General features: G+C 68.5%; 10 protein-coding genes. All 10 read right to left on the reverse strand.

Features of this window, described 5'->3' with window-relative positions:
- Positions 1-2: 2 nt before the first annotated feature.
- A complete protein-coding gene (locus tag OUZ52_RS05045; RefSeq protein ID WP_266157233.1) occupies positions 3-1640 on the reverse strand; it encodes an AMP-binding protein in 1638 nt (545 codons plus the stop codon).
- A complete protein-coding gene (locus tag OUZ52_RS05050; protein ID WP_266157234.1) occupies positions 1637-1882 on the reverse strand; it encodes a phosphopantetheine-binding protein in 246 nt (81 codons plus the stop codon). Before OUZ52_RS05050 ends, OUZ52_RS05045 begins: the two co-directional genes overlap by 4 nt.
- Complete coding sequence (locus OUZ52_RS05055; RefSeq protein WP_266157235.1) at positions 1879-12030, reverse strand: non-ribosomal peptide synthetase; 10152 nt, start codon at positions 12028-12030, stop codon at positions 1879-1881. Before OUZ52_RS05055 ends, OUZ52_RS05050 begins: the two co-directional genes overlap by 4 nt.
- On the reverse strand, positions 12027-12734 hold the full coding sequence (locus tag OUZ52_RS05060; RefSeq protein ID WP_266157236.1) for an iron-containing redox enzyme family protein: 708 nt from the start codon (positions 12732-12734) through the stop codon (positions 12027-12029). Before OUZ52_RS05060 ends, OUZ52_RS05055 begins: the two co-directional genes overlap by 4 nt.
- A gap of 41 nt (positions 12735-12775) precedes the next feature.
- Positions 12776-13645 carry a class I SAM-dependent methyltransferase gene (locus OUZ52_RS05065; protein ID WP_266157237.1) on the reverse strand — a complete coding sequence of 290 codons (870 nt, stop codon included), beginning with the start codon at positions 13643-13645 and terminating at the stop codon, positions 12776-12778.
- Positions 13646-13670: 25 nt separating this feature from the next.
- On the reverse strand, positions 13671-14504 hold the full coding sequence (locus OUZ52_RS05070) for an SDR family oxidoreductase (RefSeq protein ID WP_266157238.1): 834 nt from the start codon (positions 14502-14504) through the stop codon (positions 13671-13673).
- Positions 14505-14620: 116 nt separating this feature from the next.
- Positions 14621-15517, reverse strand: coding sequence for a sulfotransferase (locus tag OUZ52_RS05075; RefSeq protein ID WP_266157239.1), 897 nt, complete (start codon positions 15515-15517; stop codon positions 14621-14623).
- A 16-nt stretch (positions 15518-15533) separates the two neighbouring features.
- Entirely contained in the window at positions 15534-16430 is an 897-nt protein-coding gene (locus OUZ52_RS05080; protein WP_266157240.1) for a family 3 encapsulin nanocompartment shell protein, read from the reverse strand.
- Positions 16431-16450: 20 nt separating this feature from the next.
- On the reverse strand, positions 16451-17728 hold the full coding sequence (locus OUZ52_RS05085) for a DegT/DnrJ/EryC1/StrS family aminotransferase (protein WP_266157241.1): 1278 nt from the start codon (positions 17726-17728) through the stop codon (positions 16451-16453).
- Between the two features lie 782 nt (positions 17729-18510).
- Positions 18511-19326 (reverse strand): hypothetical protein, encoded by an 816-nt coding sequence (locus OUZ52_RS05090; protein ID WP_266157242.1) that lies wholly within the window; start codon positions 19324-19326, stop codon positions 18511-18513.
- Positions 19327-19396 lie beyond the last annotated feature (70 nt).

Raw genomic sequence — 19396 nt, forward strand, 5'->3', positions numbered from 1 at the left:
ATTTATTGTGGCATCGCGCGCAATTGATCTTGCAATAGGTACTTCTGGATCTTGCCGGTCGCGGTGAGCGGCATCTCGCCGACGACGTGCACGCGATCGGGCCAGTACTGCGCCGACATCCCGGCCGCGCGCAGGTGATCGCGGACGTCGCTGAGCGACGGCGCGTGACCGCGCGCGACAATCACCGCGCACACCCGCTCGCCGACCTGCGGATCCGGATCGGCGACGAGCGCGACCATCGCGACCTGCGGGTGGGCGGCGAGCGCGGCCTCGACCTCGAGCACCGGCACCTTGTAGCCATTGCGCACGATCACGTCCTTGATCCGACCGACGATGCGGATGCCGCCGCGGCCGTCGTCGCGTACGAGATCGCCGGTGTCGAACCAGCCGTCGGTGTCGACCACCGCCGCGTACAGCTCGGGGCGCTGGAAGTAACCGAGGCACTGGTTCGCGCCGCGCACGCGGAGGCGGCCGCTGCCGTCGTCGGCGCGGTCGGCGATCTGGACCTCCATCCACGCGCACGGCCGACCATCGCTATGCGCCGGCCAGTCCGGCGGATCGTCGGGCGCGGTGAACGTGGCGCCGCCGATCTCGGTCATCCCCCACAGCGCCTGGACGCGGACGTCGAGCACTTCGCGCACGGCGCCGATCAGGTGTGGCGGCACGGCGGCCGAGCCGGTGACGATCACACGCAGGCTCGCGAGCGAGCGCGGCTTGTGCCGGTACGCATCGACGAGGCCGCTCACGTAGTTGGGGATCGCGTAGATGAAGCTGATGCGGTGCTTCTCGATCATCGCGAGGCCGCGATCGGGGTCGCCGAGATCGGCGAACACCGCAGTCGCGCCGGCGTGAAGCGGGACGAGGAAGTTGTAGAGAAAGCCGATCATGCCGGTCATGCCCGACGGCGAGTGGACGACGTCGGCGGCGGTAATCCCGGCGCTCTCGCTGACCGCGCGCACGATCGCGTACAGCGTGTTGTACGCGTGCACGACGCCCTTGGGCTCGCCGGTGGTGCCGGAGGTGTACATGACGAGGAAGACCTCGTCGGCGGCGGGGGCGCGGCGATCGAGCTCGGCGGCGGGGAGCGGTGGCGCGGCGGCGAGCCAGGCGGCGAAGTCGAGCTCGTCGGGGTGGCCGCCGTCGAGGTCGATGAAGATCCGGTGGCGAAGCGCGGGCAAGCTCGGCGCGAGCTCGCGTAGCAAGTCGCGGTGCGAGAACCGCATCCACGTCGCCGGGCCGACGTACGCCACGGCCTCGGTGCGCGCGAGGATGAATTCGACCTCGCGCCGGCGGTAATCGGCCGGGATCGGCGCGACCACGGCGCCGATCCGCGCGCACGCGAGCGCAGTCGCGGTGAACTGCCACCACGTCGGCAGCTGGAGCGCGACGATGTCCTCGCGGCCGACGCCGAGCGCGATCAGGGCGGCGGCGATGTGATCGACCTCCCGCGCGAGCTCGCCGTAGGTGATCGCGACCTCGTCCTTGGCGAACGCGCGCGCGGCGATCACGGCCGGCTGATCGGGCGTGCGCGCGGCGGCGGCGCGCAGATCGTCGACGAAGGTGGTGTCGCGCCACCAACCGTTAGTGCGGTAGCGGGCGCCGTGGTGGTGGGCGGGCGTATTGACGAAGCGGGCGGTCATGTCGGGGCGGCTCCTGCGTCGCGCTCGCGGATCAGCTGATCGCAGTGCGCGGTGACTTGCTCGAGAGTGTTGAACATCTCCGCGATCTCGATCTGCACGCCGAGATCGCTGGCGATCCGGTTGGCGGCATGGACCGCGCGGATCGAATCACCGCCCAGGCTGATGAAGTCGTCGCTTGGCTCGATGGTGGGGACGTTGAGGATCTGCATCCAGTACTTGGCGATCGTGTCCTGCGTGGTCATGGCGCGGTGCTCCGGGTCCGAGTGTCGATGAGGGTGCGGATCCTCGCGCCGAGCGTGGTGACGTGCGGCGGCGCGATCATCGACAGATGATCTCCGCCGGCGACTTCGACGTGTAAGGCGCCGCGGTCGCGCCACGCGTGATCGAGATGGGAGGTCGGGCTGCCCGGGAGCGCGTCGGCGGCCGAGAAGAAGTCGATCGCGCCGCCCCACACCGGCGCGGTGTACGCGCGCAGGGCGCGGATGTTGTTCTCCCACACCGCGACGTGGCGACGGCCGTGCGCGAGGCTGGTGAACGGCAGGGCGACGCCGGCGGCGTGCGCGGTGTCGAGCGTGATCTGGAGTTGCTCGTCGAGCGGGCGGCCGCGCAAGGCGTCGGCGGCGAGCCAGCGCCGGGTCTCGAGGTGGAACACGAGCAGGTCGGCGGAATCGAGCTCGATAACGGGGAGCGCGCCGGGGCCGGGCGAGTCGAGGAGGGCACACAGGGCGACGGAGTCGCCGGCGGCGGTGAGCTGACGCGCCATCTCGTACGCAACCGTGCCGCCGAATGACGCGCCGACGAGGAGGAACGGGCCGCCGGGGTGGACGCTGCGCGCGAGCGCGAGGTAGTGGCTGGCCATCGCTTCGATCGAGGCGTGCGGCGGCTCGTCACTGTCGAGGCCGCGCGCGTTGAAGCCGTACATCGCGCGCTCGCCATCGATCGCGCGTGCGAGGTCGCGGTAGGTGAGCGCGCTGCCGCCGCCGCCGTGGATGAAGTAGATGGGTGACTTGGGGCCAGCTTGCAGGCGGATCAGGCAGCTCGCGGCGGTGTCGTCGGCGAGCCGGGCGGCGAGCTCGCTCACGCTCGCGGCCTCGGCGAGCGACTTGAGCGCTACCGGCCGGCCGAGCACGGCCTCGAGCCGCGACCGCAGTGCGACGAGGAGGAGCGAGCTGCCGCCGAGCGCGAAGAAGTTGTCGTGCGCGCCGACCCGATCGACGCCGAGCACTTCGGCCCAGATCCGCGCGATCGCCTGCGCGAGCTCGCCGTCGGGCGCGACGTAGCCACCGCCGCGCTCGTCGCGGTTCGCCGACGGCGCGGGCAGGGCGGCGCGATCGATCTTGCCGTTCGGCGTCACCGGCATGTGGTCGAGGGCGACGATCGCGCTCGGCAGCATGTAGCGCGGGAGGACGGCGGCGAGCCGATCGCGGAGGTGATCGACATCGACGGGTGGGGCGACGTACGCGACGAGGCGCGGATCGCCGGTGTCGTGGCGCACCATCGCGATCGCCGCGGTGACATCGGGGTGGGCGAGCAGCTCGGCCTCGAGCTCGCCGAGCTCGATCCGGAACCCGCGCAGCTTGACCTGGTGATCGGCGCGGCCGTGAAACTCGATCGTACCGTCGGCGCGCCACGCCGCGAGGTCGCCGGTCTTGTACAGGCGCTCACCGGGCGCGAGCGGATCGTCGACGAAGCGCTCGGCGGTGAGCTCGGGGCGATTCCAGTAGCCGCGCGCGACGCCGGGGCCGCCGATGAAGATCTCGCCGCGCACGCCGATCGGCGCCGGCTGGCGCGCGCGATCGAGGATCCGGATCGTGGTGTTGGCGACCGGGCGGCCGATCGGGATCGACGTCGCGCCGGGCTCGACGGCGCGCACGGGGTGCCAGGTCGCGAGCGTGGTGGCCTCGGTCGGCCCGTAGACGTGGAGCAGGCGGCGCGGCCCGACGGCGAGCACGCGGCGCACCGCGGCGACGTCGCACACCTCGCCGCCGAACAAAAGGTGATCGACGGTGCGGAACGCGTCGGGCGCGAGTGCGGCGAGCTGATGAAAGAGGGCGGTGGTGATGAGCAGCACGGTGAGCCCGCTCGCGACGATCTCGCGCGTGAACAGCTCGGGCGACAGCACGACGTCGGGCGCGAGGCCGTGCAGGCGCGCGCCGTTGAGCAGGGCGCCCCAGATCTCGAACGTCGCGGCGTCGAACGACGTGTTCGAGACGTGGCCGACGACGTCGCGCGCGGTGAGCTGGAGGTAGTCGGTGGCGAGCACGAGACGGGCGATCGCGCGCTGCTCGATGCACGTGCCCTTGGGCCGGCCGGTCGATCCCGACGTGTACATCACGTGCGCGAGGTCGCGGTTGGTCGTGGTGATCGGCGGGTTGGCGCTGGAATGCGCGGTGAGGTCGGCGGCGGTGAGCCAGTCGCGGCTGATCACGACCTTCGCGCGCACGTCGTCGGTCATGTACGCGAGGCGCTCGGCGGGGTAGGCCGGATCGAGCGGCACGTACGCCGCGCCGGCCTTGATCGTGGCGAGCACGGCGACGATGAAGTCGACCGAGCGGCCGAGGCACACGCCGACGCGATCCTCGCGGGTCACACCGAGCGAGATCAGGTGGTGGGCGAGCTGGTTGGCGCGCGCGTTGAGCGCGGCGTAAGTGAGCTCGGTGTTGGCGAACGTGAGGGCGAGTGCGTCCGGTGTGCGGACGACCTGGGCTTCGAACAGGGCGTGGAGGGAGAGATCGTCGGGGAACGGCGAGATCGCCTCGCCGAACGCGCGCAGGGTGGCGTGCTCGCGGGCGTCGATCATTGGGGTTTGATCGAGCGCGCGATCGGGGTCGGCGATCAGTTGGCCGAGCAAGATCTCGAAGTGCGCGGCCATGCGCTCGATCGTCGGGCGATCGAACAAGTCGGTGTTGTACTCCCACGTGGTCGCGAGGCCGTCGTCGGTGAGGTGGGCGAACAGGGTCAGCTCGAACTTCGCCATCCCGGGGTGGACGTCGAGCGGGCGCGCGGTGAGCCCGGGCACGCCGAGGTCGGCGGCCTGCGCGGTCTTGACCGCGAACATGACCTGGAAGATCGGCGTGGTGCGCGGATCGCGATCGGGCTTGAGCGCGTCGACGACGCGATCGAACGGCAGGGTCTGGTGCGCGTACGCGGCGAGGCAGGTCTCGCGCACACGCGCGACGAGCTGGCGGAACGTGAGCTCGCCGGCGGTGTCGACGCGGAGGGCGAGCGTGTTGACGAACAGGCCGATGAGGGGCTCGAGCTCGCCGCGATCGCGGCCGGCGATAGGCGAGCCGATCACGACGTCGGGCTGGCCTGTGTAGCGAGCGAGCAGGGCGCCGTACGCGGCGAGCAGGGTCATGAACTCGCTCACCGATTCGCGCTGCGCGAACGCGCGGGTGGCGAGCGCGATCGACGCCGGAAGGACGCGATCGATCACGGCGCCGCGCCCGGTGCGCGCGGCCGGGCGTGGCCGGTCGAGCGGGAGCTCGATCACCGGCGGCGCACCGGCGAGCTGTGCGCGCCAGTAGGCGAGATCGTCGGCGAGCCGCGCACCGGTGAGCTGCGCGCGCTGCCAGGCGGCGAAGTCGGCGTACTGGATCGCGAGCGGCGCGAGGGCCTCGCCGCGGTACGCCGCGCCGAGCTCGCGGAGGGCGACCCCGATCGACCAGCCGTCGCACACAATGTGGTGCATGGTGAACAGGAGGACGTGGTCGTTCGCAGAGACGCGGAGCACGCGGACGCGGATCAGCGGGCCGGTCGCGAGGTCGAATGGCTGCTGCGCCTCGTGGGCGGCGCGCGCGGCGAGCGCCGACTCGTCGACAGTCTCGACCGCAAGCGTCACGCCGGTCGCGTCCGGCGCGATGACCTGCCGCGGCTCGCCGTCGAGCTCGACATACCGGGTGCGCAGGACGTCGTGGCGGTCGATCACGCGGCGGAGCGCGGCGGTGAGCGCGGCGAGGTCGAGCGCGCCGGTGAGGCGAAGGAACCACGGCACGTTGTACGTGAAGCCGCCGGGCTCGAGCTGCGCGAGGTACCACATGCGCTGCTGCTCGAACGACAGCGGGAGCGCGCCGGCGCGATCGACGCGCGGGATCGCGCGATCCTCGGTCGGCGAGATCGTCGCGATTGTCGCCGCGAGGTCGCGGATCGTCGGCGCGTCGAACAGCGCGCGGAAGGGCAGCTCGATCGCGAGCGCCGCGCGCAGCCGCGATACGACCTGGAGGGCGAGCAGGGAGTGGCCGCCGGCCGCGAAGAAGCTCTCGATCACGCTGATCCGCTCGATTCCAAGCACGGCCGCCCACACCGCGGCGACCTGCGCCTCGAGCGCGGTGTTTGGCGCGACGTAGTAGCCGCCGTCGCGCTCGTCGCGGTTCGCCGACGGCGCGGGCAGGCTGGCGCGATCGATCTTGCCGTTCGGCGTCACCGGCATGTGATCGAGAGCGACGATCGCGCTCGGCAGCATGTAGCTCGGCAGCACGCCGGCGAGCTTGCCGCGCAGCGCGTCGACGTCGAGCTGGGTGCCGTCGCGCGGCACGACGTAGGCGATCAGCCGCGGCTCGCCGCCGTCGCGGCGCACGATCACGGTCTGCGCAGCGAGCGGCGTGGCGGCGGCGAGCTGGGCCTCGATCTCGCCGAGCTCGATGCGGAAGCCGCGAATCTTCACCTGGAAGTCGTTCCGGCCCAGGTATTCGATCGCCCCGTCGGGCAACCAGCGACCCAGGTCGCCGGTCTTGTAGACACGCCCCCCTGGCTGGAACGGATCGTCCAGGAAGCGCTCGGCGGTCAAGTCCGCGCGATGCAGATAGCCGCGTGCCACACCGGCTCCACCTAGATACAGCTCGCCAGGCACACCCATCGGCACCAGCTGGCGATGCTTGTCCAGAATGTAGATCTGCGTGTTGGCGATCGGCTGACCGATCGGCACCACCCCCTCATGCACATCTGTACGGCAGACCCACGAGGTCACCTCGATCGCTGCCTCGGTCGGACCGTACAGGTTGTGCAGCTCCACCGCCGGCAGCTTGGCGAAGAAGCGCGTCTGCAGCGCATAGGGCAAGGCTTCGCCGCTGCATAGCACACGACGCAGACTCCGGCAGCGTTCGACCGGCGCATGCTCCAGGAAGACCTGCAGCATGGACGGCACGAAGTGCACGGTGGTGATCCGCTCTCGCTCGATGATCTCTGCCAGGTACTGCGGGTCCATATGCCCGCCCGGCTGTGCCATGACCAGCCGGGCACCGGACAGCAAGGGCAGCAGCAGCTCCCATACCGACACGTCGAAGCCGAACGGCGTTTTCTGCAGGATGCGGTCGTCGTCGCCCAGTTGGTACGCATCGCGCCCCCATAGCAGGCGATTGACCACACCGGCATGTTCGTTCATCACTCCCTTGGGCTGGCCGGTGGAGCCGGAGGTGTAGATCACGTAGGCCAGGTGCTTGGCGGTCAAGCCGAGATCCTGTTTGGCCAGCGGCGTAGCCGGGTAGTCGGTGAGCAAGGCGGCTTCGGTATCCAGACGCAGCACCGGCATGGCCATCGTCGGCAAGCGTGCTTCCAGCTGCGCCTGGATCAGCACCACGGACGGTGCGCTGTGTTCCAGCATGTAAGCCAGGCGATCGGCGGGATAGCTTGGGTCCAACGGCACATACGCGCCGCCGGCTTTAAGAATGCCCAGGATGCCGATCACCATCGCCAGTGAGCGTTCCACGCACAGGCCTACTCGGCTGTCCGGGCCAACGCCCTGCGTGCGCAGGTAATGCGCCAGTTGATTGGCTTGTGCGTCCAACTCACGATAGGTCAGTGCACGGTCTTCGTACGTCAGCGCGATCGCGTCCGAGCTGCGTGCGACTTGTGCTTCGATCAGCTCATGCAAACAGACGTCGCGCGGATACTCATGCTCGGTCGCATTGAGCGTATGCAAAAGATGATGCCGTTCGGAGTCGGCGAGCAGCGATGGCGCCGCGGGCGGCTGATCGGGTGCGGCGAGCAGCGCGGCGAGCAGGGTGTCGAAGCCGTCTGCCATGCGCTCGATCGTCGCGGCGTCGAACAGATCGCGGTTGTACTCCCACGTCGTCTCCAGCACGTCGCCGGTGGTTACGAACAGCGACAGATCGCACCGCGCCATGCCGGGGTGGAGATTGAGCGTGCGCACGGTGAGCCCGGGGATCGCGAGCAGATCGCCAACGGTGGGAAGGACCGTGAACATGACCTGGTAGATCGGCGTGTGGCTCGGCGTGCGTTCGGGGGCGAGCGCGGCGACCAGTTGATCGAACGCGAGATCCTGGTGCGCGAACGCGGCGAGGCAGGTCTCGCGCACGCGGTGCACGAGGTCGCGGAAGCTGGGTGCGTCGGCGTCGACGCGGATCGCGAGCGTGTTGACGAACATGCCGATCACGCCGTCGAGCACGGGGTCGTCGCGGCCGGCGATCGGAGTGCCGATCACGACGTCAGGTTGGCCGGCGTAGCGCGCGAGCAGCGCGGCGAACGCGGCGAGCAGGGTCATGAACTCGGTGGCGGCTTCGCGCTGGGCGAGCGCGTGCACGCCGGCGAGCAGCGCGGGCGCGTGGCTGCGGGTGATCGCGGCGCCGCGCGTGGTCTGCACGGCGGGCCGCGGGCGATCGGTCGGTAGTTCGATCAGCGCCGGCGCGCCGGCGAGCTGCGCGGTCCAGTATGCGAGCTGCGCGGCATCGGGCGCGGCGGCGCGCTGCCAGGCCGCGAAGTCGGCGTACTGCACGGCGATGGCGGGCAGCGCGTGATGCTGGTAGGCGGCGCCGAGCTCGCGGGCGAGGATCGCGAGCGACCAGCCGTCGAACACCAGATGGTGCGCGGTCACGATCAGCATGTGATCGTCGTCGGCGACGCGCAGCAGGCGTGCGCGCACCAGCGGCCCGGCGGCGAGATCGAATGGCCGGCGGGCCTCGGCGATCGCGGCGAGATCGGGGGCGTCGGTAGGTTCGGCGACCAGTGCGATCGGCGACACGCTGGCGTCGGCAATCTGGCGAGGCTCGCCAGCGACGTCGACGAACCGCGTGCGCAGCGCGGCGTGGCGCGCGATCACGCGATCGATCGCGGTGGCGAGCGCGGGCACGTCGAGCGCGCCGCGCAGGCGCACGAACCACGGCACGTTGTACGTGAAGCCGTCGGGCTCGAGCTGGGCCAGGATGTACAGGCGCTGCTGCGCGAGCGACAGCGGCTGCGGCTGGCCGGCGTCCACCGGCGCGATCGCGCGCTGTGCCTTCGATGCGGCGGCGCCCTCGATGCGGCGCGCCAGCTCGGCGATCGTCGGCGCCTCGAACAGCGCGCGGACGGGCAGATCGATCGCGAGCGCCGCGCGCAGCCGCGATACGACCTGGGTGGCGAGCAGCGAGTGGCCGCCGGCCTCGAAGAAGTTTTCGATCACGCTGATCCGCTCGATTCCAAGCACGGCCGCCCACACCGCGGCGACCTGCGCCTCGAGCGCGGTGTTTGGCGCGACGTATTCGCTGTGATCATCGTCGGGCCTGGGCAGCGCCTTGCGATCGACCTTGCGGTTCGGCGACAGCGGGATCGCGGGCAGGACCACGATCGCCGCCGGGATCATGTAGTCGGGCAGGCGGGCGCGCAGGTGATCTTTGATCGCCGCGGTCGTCGGCGCCGCGTCGGCGCACGTCACGTAACCGACGAGGCGCGGCACGCTGCCGTCGTGGCGGACGATCACCGCTGCCTCGCGGACCGCGGGGTGGCTGCCGAGCGCGGCCTCGATCTCGCCGAGCTCGATGCGGTAGCCGCGCAGCTTGACCTGATCGTCGGCGCGGCCGAGGAACACGAGCTCGCCGGTCGCGAGGTACTTCGCGCGATCGCCGGTCTTGTACATGCGCTCGCCGGCGCTGGCAAACGGATCATCGACGAAGCGCTCGGCGGTGAGTTCTTCGCGGCCGAGGTAGCCGCGCGCGACACCGGTGCCGGCGATCCACGCCTCGCCGGGCACGCCGATCGGCACCGGCTGACGATCGGCGTCGAGGACGTAGATCCGCACGTTGGCGATCGGCCGGCCGATCGACGGCAGCGTATCCCACGTCGATGGTGCACCGGTGAGCGGGAGCTCGCTCGCGAGGTGGGTCTCGGTCGGCCCGTACTGGTTGTACAGCCGGCACGCCGGGAGCTGGGTGAACAGCGCGGCGATCGCCGGCGTGATCCGGAGCTGCTCGCCGGCGGTGATCACCTCGCGGAGCGCGAGACCCGCCGCGGATCGGCCGTGCGCGGCCTCGGCGAGCTGATGCAAGGCGACAAACGGCAGGAACAGGCGCTCGACGCGCGCGGCGGCGAGCCGGCGGAGCAAGGCGTCGGGATCGCGGCGCTCGTCCTCACTCGCAAGCACGAGGCAGCCGCCGTTGGCCCAGGTCGCGAACAGCTCCTGAAACGACACGTCGAAGCTCGGCGACGCGAACTGCAAGGTGCGCATCGGCTCGGGCGAGCGCGCGGCCTGCCACGTGATCAAGTTGAGCACCGCGCGGTGCGGCATCGCCACGCCTTTGGGCTTGCCGGTCGATCCGGACGTGTAGATCACGTACGCGAGGTCGTCGGCGCTCGCCGTCTGGCGCTCGAACACGCGATCGATCAGGCGATCGATCGGCGGCGGGGCCTCGACGAGCAGGATCTCGGCGGCGCTCGCCGCCAGGCTGGCCACGACGGCCGATTCGCTGATCAAGACCCGCGCCGCGCAATCGCGGACCATGAACGCGAGCCGGTCGGCGGGGTACGACGGATCGAGCGGCACGTATGCCGCGCCGGCTTTGAGCACGGCGAGCACCATCGTCGGGAACGCCACGCCGCGCGACAGCGCGAGCGCGACGCGCGCGCCGGGCCCGCAGCCGCGCGCGCGCAGGATCGCGGCCCAGCGCTCGGCGCGCTGATCGAGCTCGCGGTACGTGACCGGCTCGTCGCCGGCGAGCACCGCGATCGCGTCCGGCGTGCGGCGGGCCTGTGCGTCGAACAGCTCGGCCACGTGCGCGACCCGCGGCGACGGCGTATGCGTGCGGTTCCACGCGTAGATCACGCGATCGCGCTCGGCGGCGCCGAGCAAGGGCAACGCAGCGAGCCGATCGTCGGGCCGCGTAACCGCGGCCTCGAGCAGGATGCGGTAGTGATCGATCATGCGCTCGACGGTCGGCGCGTCGAACAGGTCGGTGTTGTACTCGACCCAGCCGGCGAGCTCGCCGTCCTGCAGCTCCCACGACACCGTGAGATCGAATGTCGCTGTGCCGGCGTCGAGCAGTGTCGGCGCGAGTGTCGACTCGCCGAGCTCGACGTGCGGAAACGACGTTTGCAGGCCGAACATGACCTCGAAGATCGGCGTGCGGCTGAGGTCGCGCGTCGGCTTGATTGCGTCGACGAGCTGCTCGAACGGCACGTCCTGGTGCGCGTATGCGTCGAGGCACACCGCGCGCACGCGCTGGACGAGGTCGCGAAAGCTGCGCTCGCCGTCGACGTCGACGCGGAGCACGAGGGTGTTGGCGAAGAAGCCGACCAGGCCCTCGAGTTCGTGGCGGTTGCGGCCGGCGATCGGCGCGCCGGTCACGACGTCGGACTGGCCGGTGTAGCGCCAGAGCAGAGCGTCGAACGCGGCGAGCAATGTGATGTACAAGGTCGCGCGCTCGCGACGACCGAAGTCGATAAGCGAGGTGACCAGGCCGCGCGGCAGGCGCGGAAACAGCCGGGCGCCGCGCCCCGAGCGGGTCGCGGGCCGCGGGCGATCCGACGGCAGATCGAGGCCGTCGGGGATGCCGGCGAGCTGCGCGCGCCAGTACGCGAGCTGCGGCGCGAGCGCATCGGCGGTCATCCAGCCGCGCTGCCACAGCGCGAAGTCCGGATACGTCACCGCGAGTGCGGGCAGACTAGCGCCCGCGCCACGGTAGAACGCCGCCGCTTCGCCGATGAGGATGCCGACCGACCACTGATCGCACACGCTGTGATGCGCGACGACGATCAGGGCGTGATCGCCGCTGTCGATCGCGAGCAGGCGCACGCGGACGAGCGGCCCGGCCGCGAGGTCGAACGCGCGCTGCGCCATGTCGCGCGCCACCACGGCCACGTCCGCTTCGCGGACCTCGTCGATCGGCATTGCGAGCACGAAGTCGTCGTCGACGACCTGCCGCGCCTCGCCGAGCACGTCGGTGAAGTGTGTGCGCAGGGCGGCATGGCGGTTCACCACCGCCTGCAGCGCGTCGCGCAGCGCCGCACGGTCGAGGCGACCGCGCAGGCGAAACATCACGCTCACGTTGTACGCCGCGCTCCCCGGCTCGAGCTGCTCGATGAACCAAAGCCGCTGTTGCATGAACGACAGCGGGACCACCGTGTCCGGCGCGTGGGCGGCGAGGGCCGGCGGCACGAAGCGCGGGGAGTGGGCGCGGCTCACGCCTGGGCGTGCTTCGGGGCGTGCTCCGGGGCGTGCTCGCGGCCATCGAACGCCGCGTCGAGCGCGTCGAAGAACGCGATCCACAGCGACCACATCTCGCGCGCAGCCTCGTGGATCTTGTGGATCTCGATCTCCGACAGCTCGGAAACGATCGCCTCCTGTGCGCTCTCGATGTGGCCGGGCTCCTGCTGTGCGTGGATCGTCACCCACGGTAGCTGCTTCGCGCCGGTCACCCGGCGCACCGACACGCCGATGCCCGACACCATCGCGAGGTCGGCGACCTCGGTGCCGTACAGAAAGCCCAGGCCGGTCCAGCAGTCGGTCGCGGCCTCGCTGTAGCGCTGGACCAGGCGCTCGGTCGCGGGCAGCGGCGCGGCGGCGTTGACTGCCTCGGCCGGAAAGCCGACCGCGGTCATCGTGTCGACGTACACCCGCTCGTGGGCGCGGTCGGGCTTGCCCTCACCGAGCTCCTCCCACAGTATTTTGGATACGGCGGTCTTCATCTCGATGTCGCGCAGGTTCGAGACCAGGCGCGACAGGAAGGTCGGGAAGAAGTGGAGTGGGTGCCACCATTGACCGAGGAAGCGTGCGACCTGGCCACGATCGAGATCGGGGCTTTGCTTCACCCGCGCGAAGAACCGATGGTTGATGAGCTCGGCGCGAAGAGTGTCTTTCATCAGCGCCTGTCGAATCGTTGGGATCATTGCTGCTTCTCCTTCTCGAAAGCGTGAAATGAACAAAGTAGTCAGGGCTTGTCCGCGACGACCACGCCCCATGCGAACTCGCCCTGATCGATCGCGACTTGGATCTCCTGGCACGACGCGGCAAAGCCGAGCATCCAGTCGCGCGCGGCCGGGTTGGCGGTCTCGGCGGCGCGCGCGGTCGCCACCTTGCCGAGCACCTGGTACGTGCGCGCAAGGTGCGGCGACAGCTCGCGCGCAAGCCGGACCCGGAAGCCGGCCTGCTCGAGCGCTTGCTGGTAGCCGACGAGCGAGTAGCCCGAGGTCCAGCGCACGCGGTCATACACGTGCTTGCGCGCGCGCTGGCCGATCTCGAGCGTGGGCTGCAGGAAGTCGGAGATCGCGAGCCGACCGCCAGGTGCGAGCACGCGGAACATTTCGGCGTGGCTGCGTGGTTTGTCGGGGATCAAAAACAACGCGTCCTGGCTCACCACGTGGGTGAACTGGCCATCTTCGTACGGCAGCTGGGTCGCGCTGCCGTGACGAAAGCTCACGCGCTTGGCGACCGCCGGCGGCAGCTCGTCGCACTTTTGCGCAGCGAACTTGACCCGCTCGAGGCTGAGGTCGAGGCCCTCGCACTGGCACGCGAACCGGCGGGCGAGGGCGAACACGAAGTTGCCGCAGCCGCAGCCGACGTCGAGCACGCGCGATGTCGCCGTGATCTCGGCGTCGTCGCCGAGCAGGCGCGACGTGGCGTCGGCGGCGGCGTGGTAGTCGGTCGTGTTGCCGTCGGCGAAATAGCCCGTGTGCAGGACGCCTTCGCTGTCCCAGAAACTCAGGTAGTTCTGCGTGCTCGCGTCGAAGAACTGCTCGACGTCGCGCTCGGTGAAGGTGGGGGTGGCAATGGCGGTGGCGGTGGCGGTGGCGGTGATCATGCGTGCCTCAAGATGGGAGAGAGGATCAGGTGACCGCGGTCGGATCGACGGCCGCGAGGTGATCGGGCAAGCCACCGGCCGCGCACGCGCCACCGTCGACGAGCTGCACCGTGCCAGTGATGAAGCCGGCGCGATCGCTGGCGAGGAAGGCGGCGAGTGCGGCGAATTCGGCGGGATCGCCGATCCGGCCGAGCGGGATGTGGCTGGCCTGCGCGCGCACGCTGGCCTCGTGATCGCCCGCGTAGCGCGGCGCGAGCTGGGCGGCGAGCCGCTCGACTGGCCCGGTGCGCAGGTACGCCGGCGCGAGCACGTTCACCGTCACGCCCGATGCGCCGAGCTCGGCGACCAGGCCTTGCGCGAATCGCACCAGCCCCGCGCGCGCCACGCCGGAGAGTGTGTAGTCCTTGACCGTGCGGACCACGGTCTCTGACGCGATGATCAGCAAGCGCCCCCAGCCGCGCGCGCGAAGGTGCGGCAGTGCGGCCAGCGCGAGCTGGATCGCCGGGAATAAGGACGTCTGCGCCGCGTCGCGGTAGGCGTCGATCGCGAAACGCAGCGGCGGCCCCGACGGCGGCCCGCCATTGTTGGTCACCACGATGTCGAGCCGACCCAGCTCCGCCGCCACGCCATCCACCCACGCGCTAATCGCGTCGTCGTCACGCACATCGACCTGCGCGCTCAGCACGCGGCCTTTGCCCAGCGCGCGCAAGTTGCGCTCCGCCGCAGCGAGCCGGTCGGCGTTGCGCCCGCAGATCGCTACATGCGCGCCTTCGTGCAGCAGCTCGTGCGCGATCGCATAGCCGAGCCCCGCCGAGCCGCCGGCGATCAGCGCGACTCTATCTTGCAGACCGAGGTCCACGTTCGCTCCGAGGCAGGGGTTGAGGATGAGAGTGGGTGTGGTCGGAATCGACGCGGTCACTGGAGGTCGCGTGGTCGCGGGAATGGGAATCCGCGTTGGCATGCGTGGGCGCGGCGTCAGCAGGTGCGTGCGTGGTTCTGCGGGTAAGTGGGTATCCGTACTTCCGCATGAGTGGCCATGGGTAGCTCATCGAGCCATTTGCTGTCATCGGGCCGGATCACCGTCGGGCCGGAGCGGAAGCGATCAGGATTGCCGGTTACCGTATGGTTCGGTTGCAACTCGGCGACCCGACCGCGCAGCGGCAGCGTGCTTGGATCGCCGCCGACCAGCTCGACGAGGGTGCGCAGCACGGGAGCCGGCTCACGGATGAAGTCTTCATAGCGCACGAACAGCGAGCGCTCCGGGTAACGTGCGACGAGCGCACGCGACGCGAGGTTGAAAGTGAGCCAGTACGCCGTGCTGCGAAATGCCGACAGCGTGTAGGCGTAGTCCTTTTGCCGCATCCACGAGTGCGCGGTCGCACGCGGATCGCGCACGAGGTGCACGTAGTACGCCTCGATGCCCTCGACATGCTCGAGCAACGCCGCCTCGCCGGGGATCTTCGTGCTGTCGACGATCACCTCGCAGCCGGTCGCCTCGACGATCGAGCGGTACGTGCGCGCCATCGCCTGGGCGTGCTGCCGACGATCTTCCGCAGCGATGCCATCGCGCAAGGCGCGCCAGGTGTGCCGAGTGCGAATGCTCCGCGCCTGCCGCGCGCACACTTCGCGCGCGTGGGCCTCGCGCGCGTGAGCCGCTGGCTGCTCGCGCTCGAGCACGCGCGACCAGATCGGACACGCGACCAGATCGCGCCCGCAGCCGCACTTGGTGTTCGAGCCCTTGCCGTACGCGTTCTTCCACAGGAAGTGGAGCTCGCCGACGTGGAAGAAGCCTTCGACCTCGTTGAGCAAATTGCCAATGATCGTGCTGCCGTTACGGCACCAACCATTGATCGATAACACCTTGATCGTCATGCTTTGATCGTCATGTTCAGGTGAGGGCAGCGATCGAGAAGTGGGTGGGCAGGTGGATGGCGAGCGCGGTCGTGATCTCGCCGCGCACGGCGAGGCCGTCGCGCGCGAACGTGCCCTCGGGCGGGCGGTCGAACGCGATCGTCGAGCGCTGGCTGTCGAAGATCGTCGCGCCGGCGTAGAAGTCGCCGACGATCGCCTGGCCGGCGTTGATCATCCGCGTGCGCACGATGCGGATGCCCAGGCTGGCGAGCCCAGTGAGTACGTCCTGGCGCGGGAACAGGTACTGGAAATAATCGGCGGGGTTCATCACGATGCCATCGGCCGAGCCGCCCATCTGCTCAACGTGCTCGCATGCGGCGAGCAGCGAGGTGACCGGGTCGGCGAGCGCGGGCAGGCGCCGGAGGTCGGGCATCTCGAGCAGGCCGCGCATATGATCGCCGCCCTTGCCGAGCGCGAGCGATTGATTCTCGGCGGTGCCAAGGCGGACGAGCAGGCGAAAGTCAATGAAGGTGGCGAGTGCGACCGGATCGGCGAGCAGGGCCTCGGGGATCTGCACCCACGCGCGGGTCGGTTGGAGCGCGACCTTGCCGCACTGAAAGTCGAAGCCGGCCTCGAGGCGGAGCGCTTCGTCGCGCACGCGCTTGGCGGCCTCGGCGGGGTGGGTCTCGAAGAAGTACGTGGCCTCGGGGCCATCGGCTTTCGCGATCTTGAACAGCGCACGCATCGCGATCCGTGGCCGGCGCCGGAAGCCGGGAAAGCTGTCGGTGATCGTAACCGGGAAGTCGACGCGCGCCGACGTGCCGGCCTCGGCGTACGCCGAAGCGAACGCCTGGCCCGGGGTGGGGCCGGCGGGCTCGGCGGACGGCGCGATGGCGGGCGCGGCCGGCGATGAAGAAGAGTGGGGCGAATACATGGTGGCCTCGGGCGCGTGGGTTATTTGACTTCGGCGGTCTCGACGACGTCGGCCGATCGCGGCGCGAGGTCGGCGTGCGGGGACGCGCGGCGTTGCATGACCTTGCGGATCGCGCGGATCAGATCGTCGCAGTCGGCGCGGGTCAGGGTCGGCGACATCGGGATGTCGATTGCGTGCGATAGGTGCTGCGCTGTCGCCGGCAACAGGGCGCGGATCTCGGCCGGGCTCTTGCCGCGGAACAGGAACCGCCAGTTCCAGAAACAGCGCACGTTGGGATCGTTGGCCGACGCGAGGGCGCGCGCGTCCACGCCTTCGCTGCACAGCGCGGCGGCGACCTGCACCACCTGATCATTACTGTCGTGCGGGAGGCGGAAGATCAGCGAGTCGCCCAGGTAGCCGCCCGGCATGACCGGCTGGCGCACACCGATGCGCTCGAGGTCCGCGATCTGATCGACGACATAGTCGTAATTGCTGCGCAAGATCTCGAGTCGGCGCGGCAAGCGCGCCATTTCCGCGTGGGCGAGCGCGGCGCGGATCTCGTCCATGCGGAAGCTAAAGAGTGGGTAGTCGAGATCGCAGATCTCGGGCGGCGGGCCCGCGAAGTGACGCTTGAAACGCCCTTCATAGGCACCGGAGAGCACCACCGCCTTGGCGAACTGCGTGGCATCGCGGCACACGAGAAAGCCACCTTCGCCGGTGTTCAATGACTTATCCGATTGTGTGCTGAATGCCCCGGCGTCACCGAACGTGCCGGTGTGCTTGCCGCCGGCGACGAGGCCGAGCGAGGGTACCGCGTCCTCGACGACCGGGATCTGCCACTTGTTGGCGACGGCGAGGATCGCGGGCATGTCGCTCGCGAAGCCGCGCATGTGGACGACCACGATCGCGCGCACCGCCGGCGACATCTTGCGCTCGAGATCGGCGACGTCGAAGTGCAGGTTGTGATCGCACTCGATCAGGAGCGGCCGGCCGCCGGCGAGCAAGATCGCGCTCGGTGTCGCCGCGAACGTAAAGCCCGGGCACGCGACGAGCGCCCCCGGCTCGAGCTCGAGCGACATCAGGCCCAGGGCGATCGCCGCCGTGCCGCTCGACACCGCGAGCGCGTGCGGCACGCCGAGGTAGCGGCGGAGCGCCGCCTCGAAGCGGCCGGTCTCGGTATCGTTGTACGCCCGATAGTCATATCGGAAATACAGCCGATTCGCCAACGCCTGGCGTGGCGCACCCAGGTCCTCATCGTCGACGAAGACATTGCCCTTGTCATAGGTTGGCCAAGGGAATGTTCGAACCGATTTGTCCATACGCTCTCCTGCAAGGGCGGCACGCTCTCCTGCAAGGGCAGCGCAACTTGACAAACGGTCGCGCCCGACCTTGTGGTTGAGTTCGACAATAGCGGAAGCGAAAGTGAAGATTGAGTGAATAGGAGGTGACGGAGGTGCGCGGAAAAGGTGATTGCTCAGTTAACGGCGGCGAGCAACAGCATCGCAAAAGCATTTCTGGCTCCGTTTGGTTTGAGGACGAGATGCTTGTTGCCGTGTCGCAAAAATCACGCCCAGCCTTGAGAAGCCATTTACGTAATTTTACATAATATACATTATGCGCAATTAAGGAGGCTCCTGATGGGGCGCGGCAACCCGTATCCAGTGTGGCCGGAAGTCCTCACATTCGTGCTGTTGTTGTCGTCTGTCTGAGGCCTAGAAACCGCCCCTGCTGCAGCCAACAATGTGCCCCCAATGCGCCAACAAATTGCCCCTAATTCACCGATTGACGAATAACCTGCCTCCTAATTGCAGCTTCTGCGAATAAGCCACCCCCAATTTCCAGTGATTGCAGCCATGAAACTTGGACCGCAACGACCGACATGTCTGCCGCAGCGTTTGATGCATCGCATCCGCACAGTTCATGTCTCCTGGGCTCAGATAACTGTGCATTGGGACGAACGTAGGCAGAAAACTCTGCACTACGGCCGCCTGTTGCTCAGAAAACTATGTTCTCCGACCAGCAGCTATTCGCCGTCTGAGTGCCCCGTACATGCGAGCCTACATGTAGGCGAAGTGATTGGTGCCAGGATGATTGGTGAATTTCATTTCATGTGGGACTGTATGGAGTGAATTACGTGTTGAATCTTCACCGAGAGGATTGCCTCGCGGGCTTCGTACTTCTCGATCAAGACGCCTGCGAGCTTGCCGGAAAATGGCGTTGCTCTGCCTAAATCAGAAGGGCTGACCATCTTGCCGAGATCTATGAGGGGCCCGCCGCTCATTCCGCGAGGCGCGTACGAGTTGACTTTGTTGCCGTCTCTATCGAGCGATTGGCTCTTGTGTTCGATTGCAATGTGGTCGTTACCAGAGAGCCCAATCTCTATGTAAAGGTCCGGCATTTGCTTTCCGGTCGACGCGTAGCTTGCGAACTTCGGGCGGAGTGCTTTCGTTTTTGGATTTGCCTTCTTGTTTTTTGAACGGGGAAAACCCAGGGCAGCGTATACCCTCCCGACGGTGTTGACGCGGTTGAGGGAAACATCAGCCTCCTTAATCGATTTGGCATCTCCAATAGAGCTAAAGAATTCGTCGCTCACTACGGACCAAGCGAAGTCATAATGATCGTCTTCTCGGCGACCGTTTTGCGGAATGCTGCAGATGAAGTCGAGATCAAGTGGAATCAGTTCGCCACTTCCACCCAGGAAAAGATCCGTGTTACGGAGTTCATCGATGACGTGAGCCGCTGTTACAAGGTAGTTTCTGCCGGACAACTCCATCAGGAATGACGTCCCAATAAATGTAGGCTTCCCGTTTCTGTCCGAACCATAGATCGGCCAAATTGTCCCGCGATACTTCTCTCGTGCAGCGATACGGCCATCATGAAGCTGATCACGCACAACTTCCAACAACGTTTTAATCACAGCTGGCTCCATGCGTGTCGCTATTAAGTGTGGACAATGCCTGCTTGGGGCGCGGTCGGCAGAGACGTTT

The sequence above is a fragment of the Dyella silvatica genome (assembly GCF_026283955.1).
In the GTDB taxonomy this organism is placed as follows: Bacteria; Pseudomonadota; Gammaproteobacteria; order Xanthomonadales; family Rhodanobacteraceae; genus Dyella_C; species Dyella_C silvatica.

Coding starts and splice junctions, on each gene's coding strand:
- OUZ52_RS05080 (WP_266157240.1), bottom strand. CDS start 16,430: ATGTATTCGCCCCACTCTTCTTCATCGCCGGCCGCGCCCGCCATCGCG.
- OUZ52_RS05050 (WP_266157234.1), bottom strand. CDS start 1,882: ATGACCACGCAGGACACGATCGCCAAGTACTGGATGCAGATCCTCAAC.
- OUZ52_RS05060 (WP_266157236.1), bottom strand. CDS start 12,734: ATGATCCCAACGATTCGACAGGCGCTGATGAAAGACACTCTTCGCGCC.
- OUZ52_RS05045 (WP_266157233.1), bottom strand. CDS start 1,640: ATGACCGCCCGCTTCGTCAATACGCCCGCCCACCACCACGGCGCCCGC.
- OUZ52_RS05085 (WP_266157241.1), bottom strand. CDS start 17,728: ATGGACAAATCGGTTCGAACATTCCCTTGGCCAACCTATGACAAGGGC.
- OUZ52_RS05075 (WP_266157239.1), bottom strand. CDS start 15,517: ATGACGATCAAGGTGTTATCGATCAATGGTTGGTGCCGTAACGGCAGC.
- OUZ52_RS05065 (WP_266157237.1), bottom strand. CDS start 13,645: ATGATCACCGCCACCGCCACCGCCACCGCCATTGCCACCCCCACCTTC.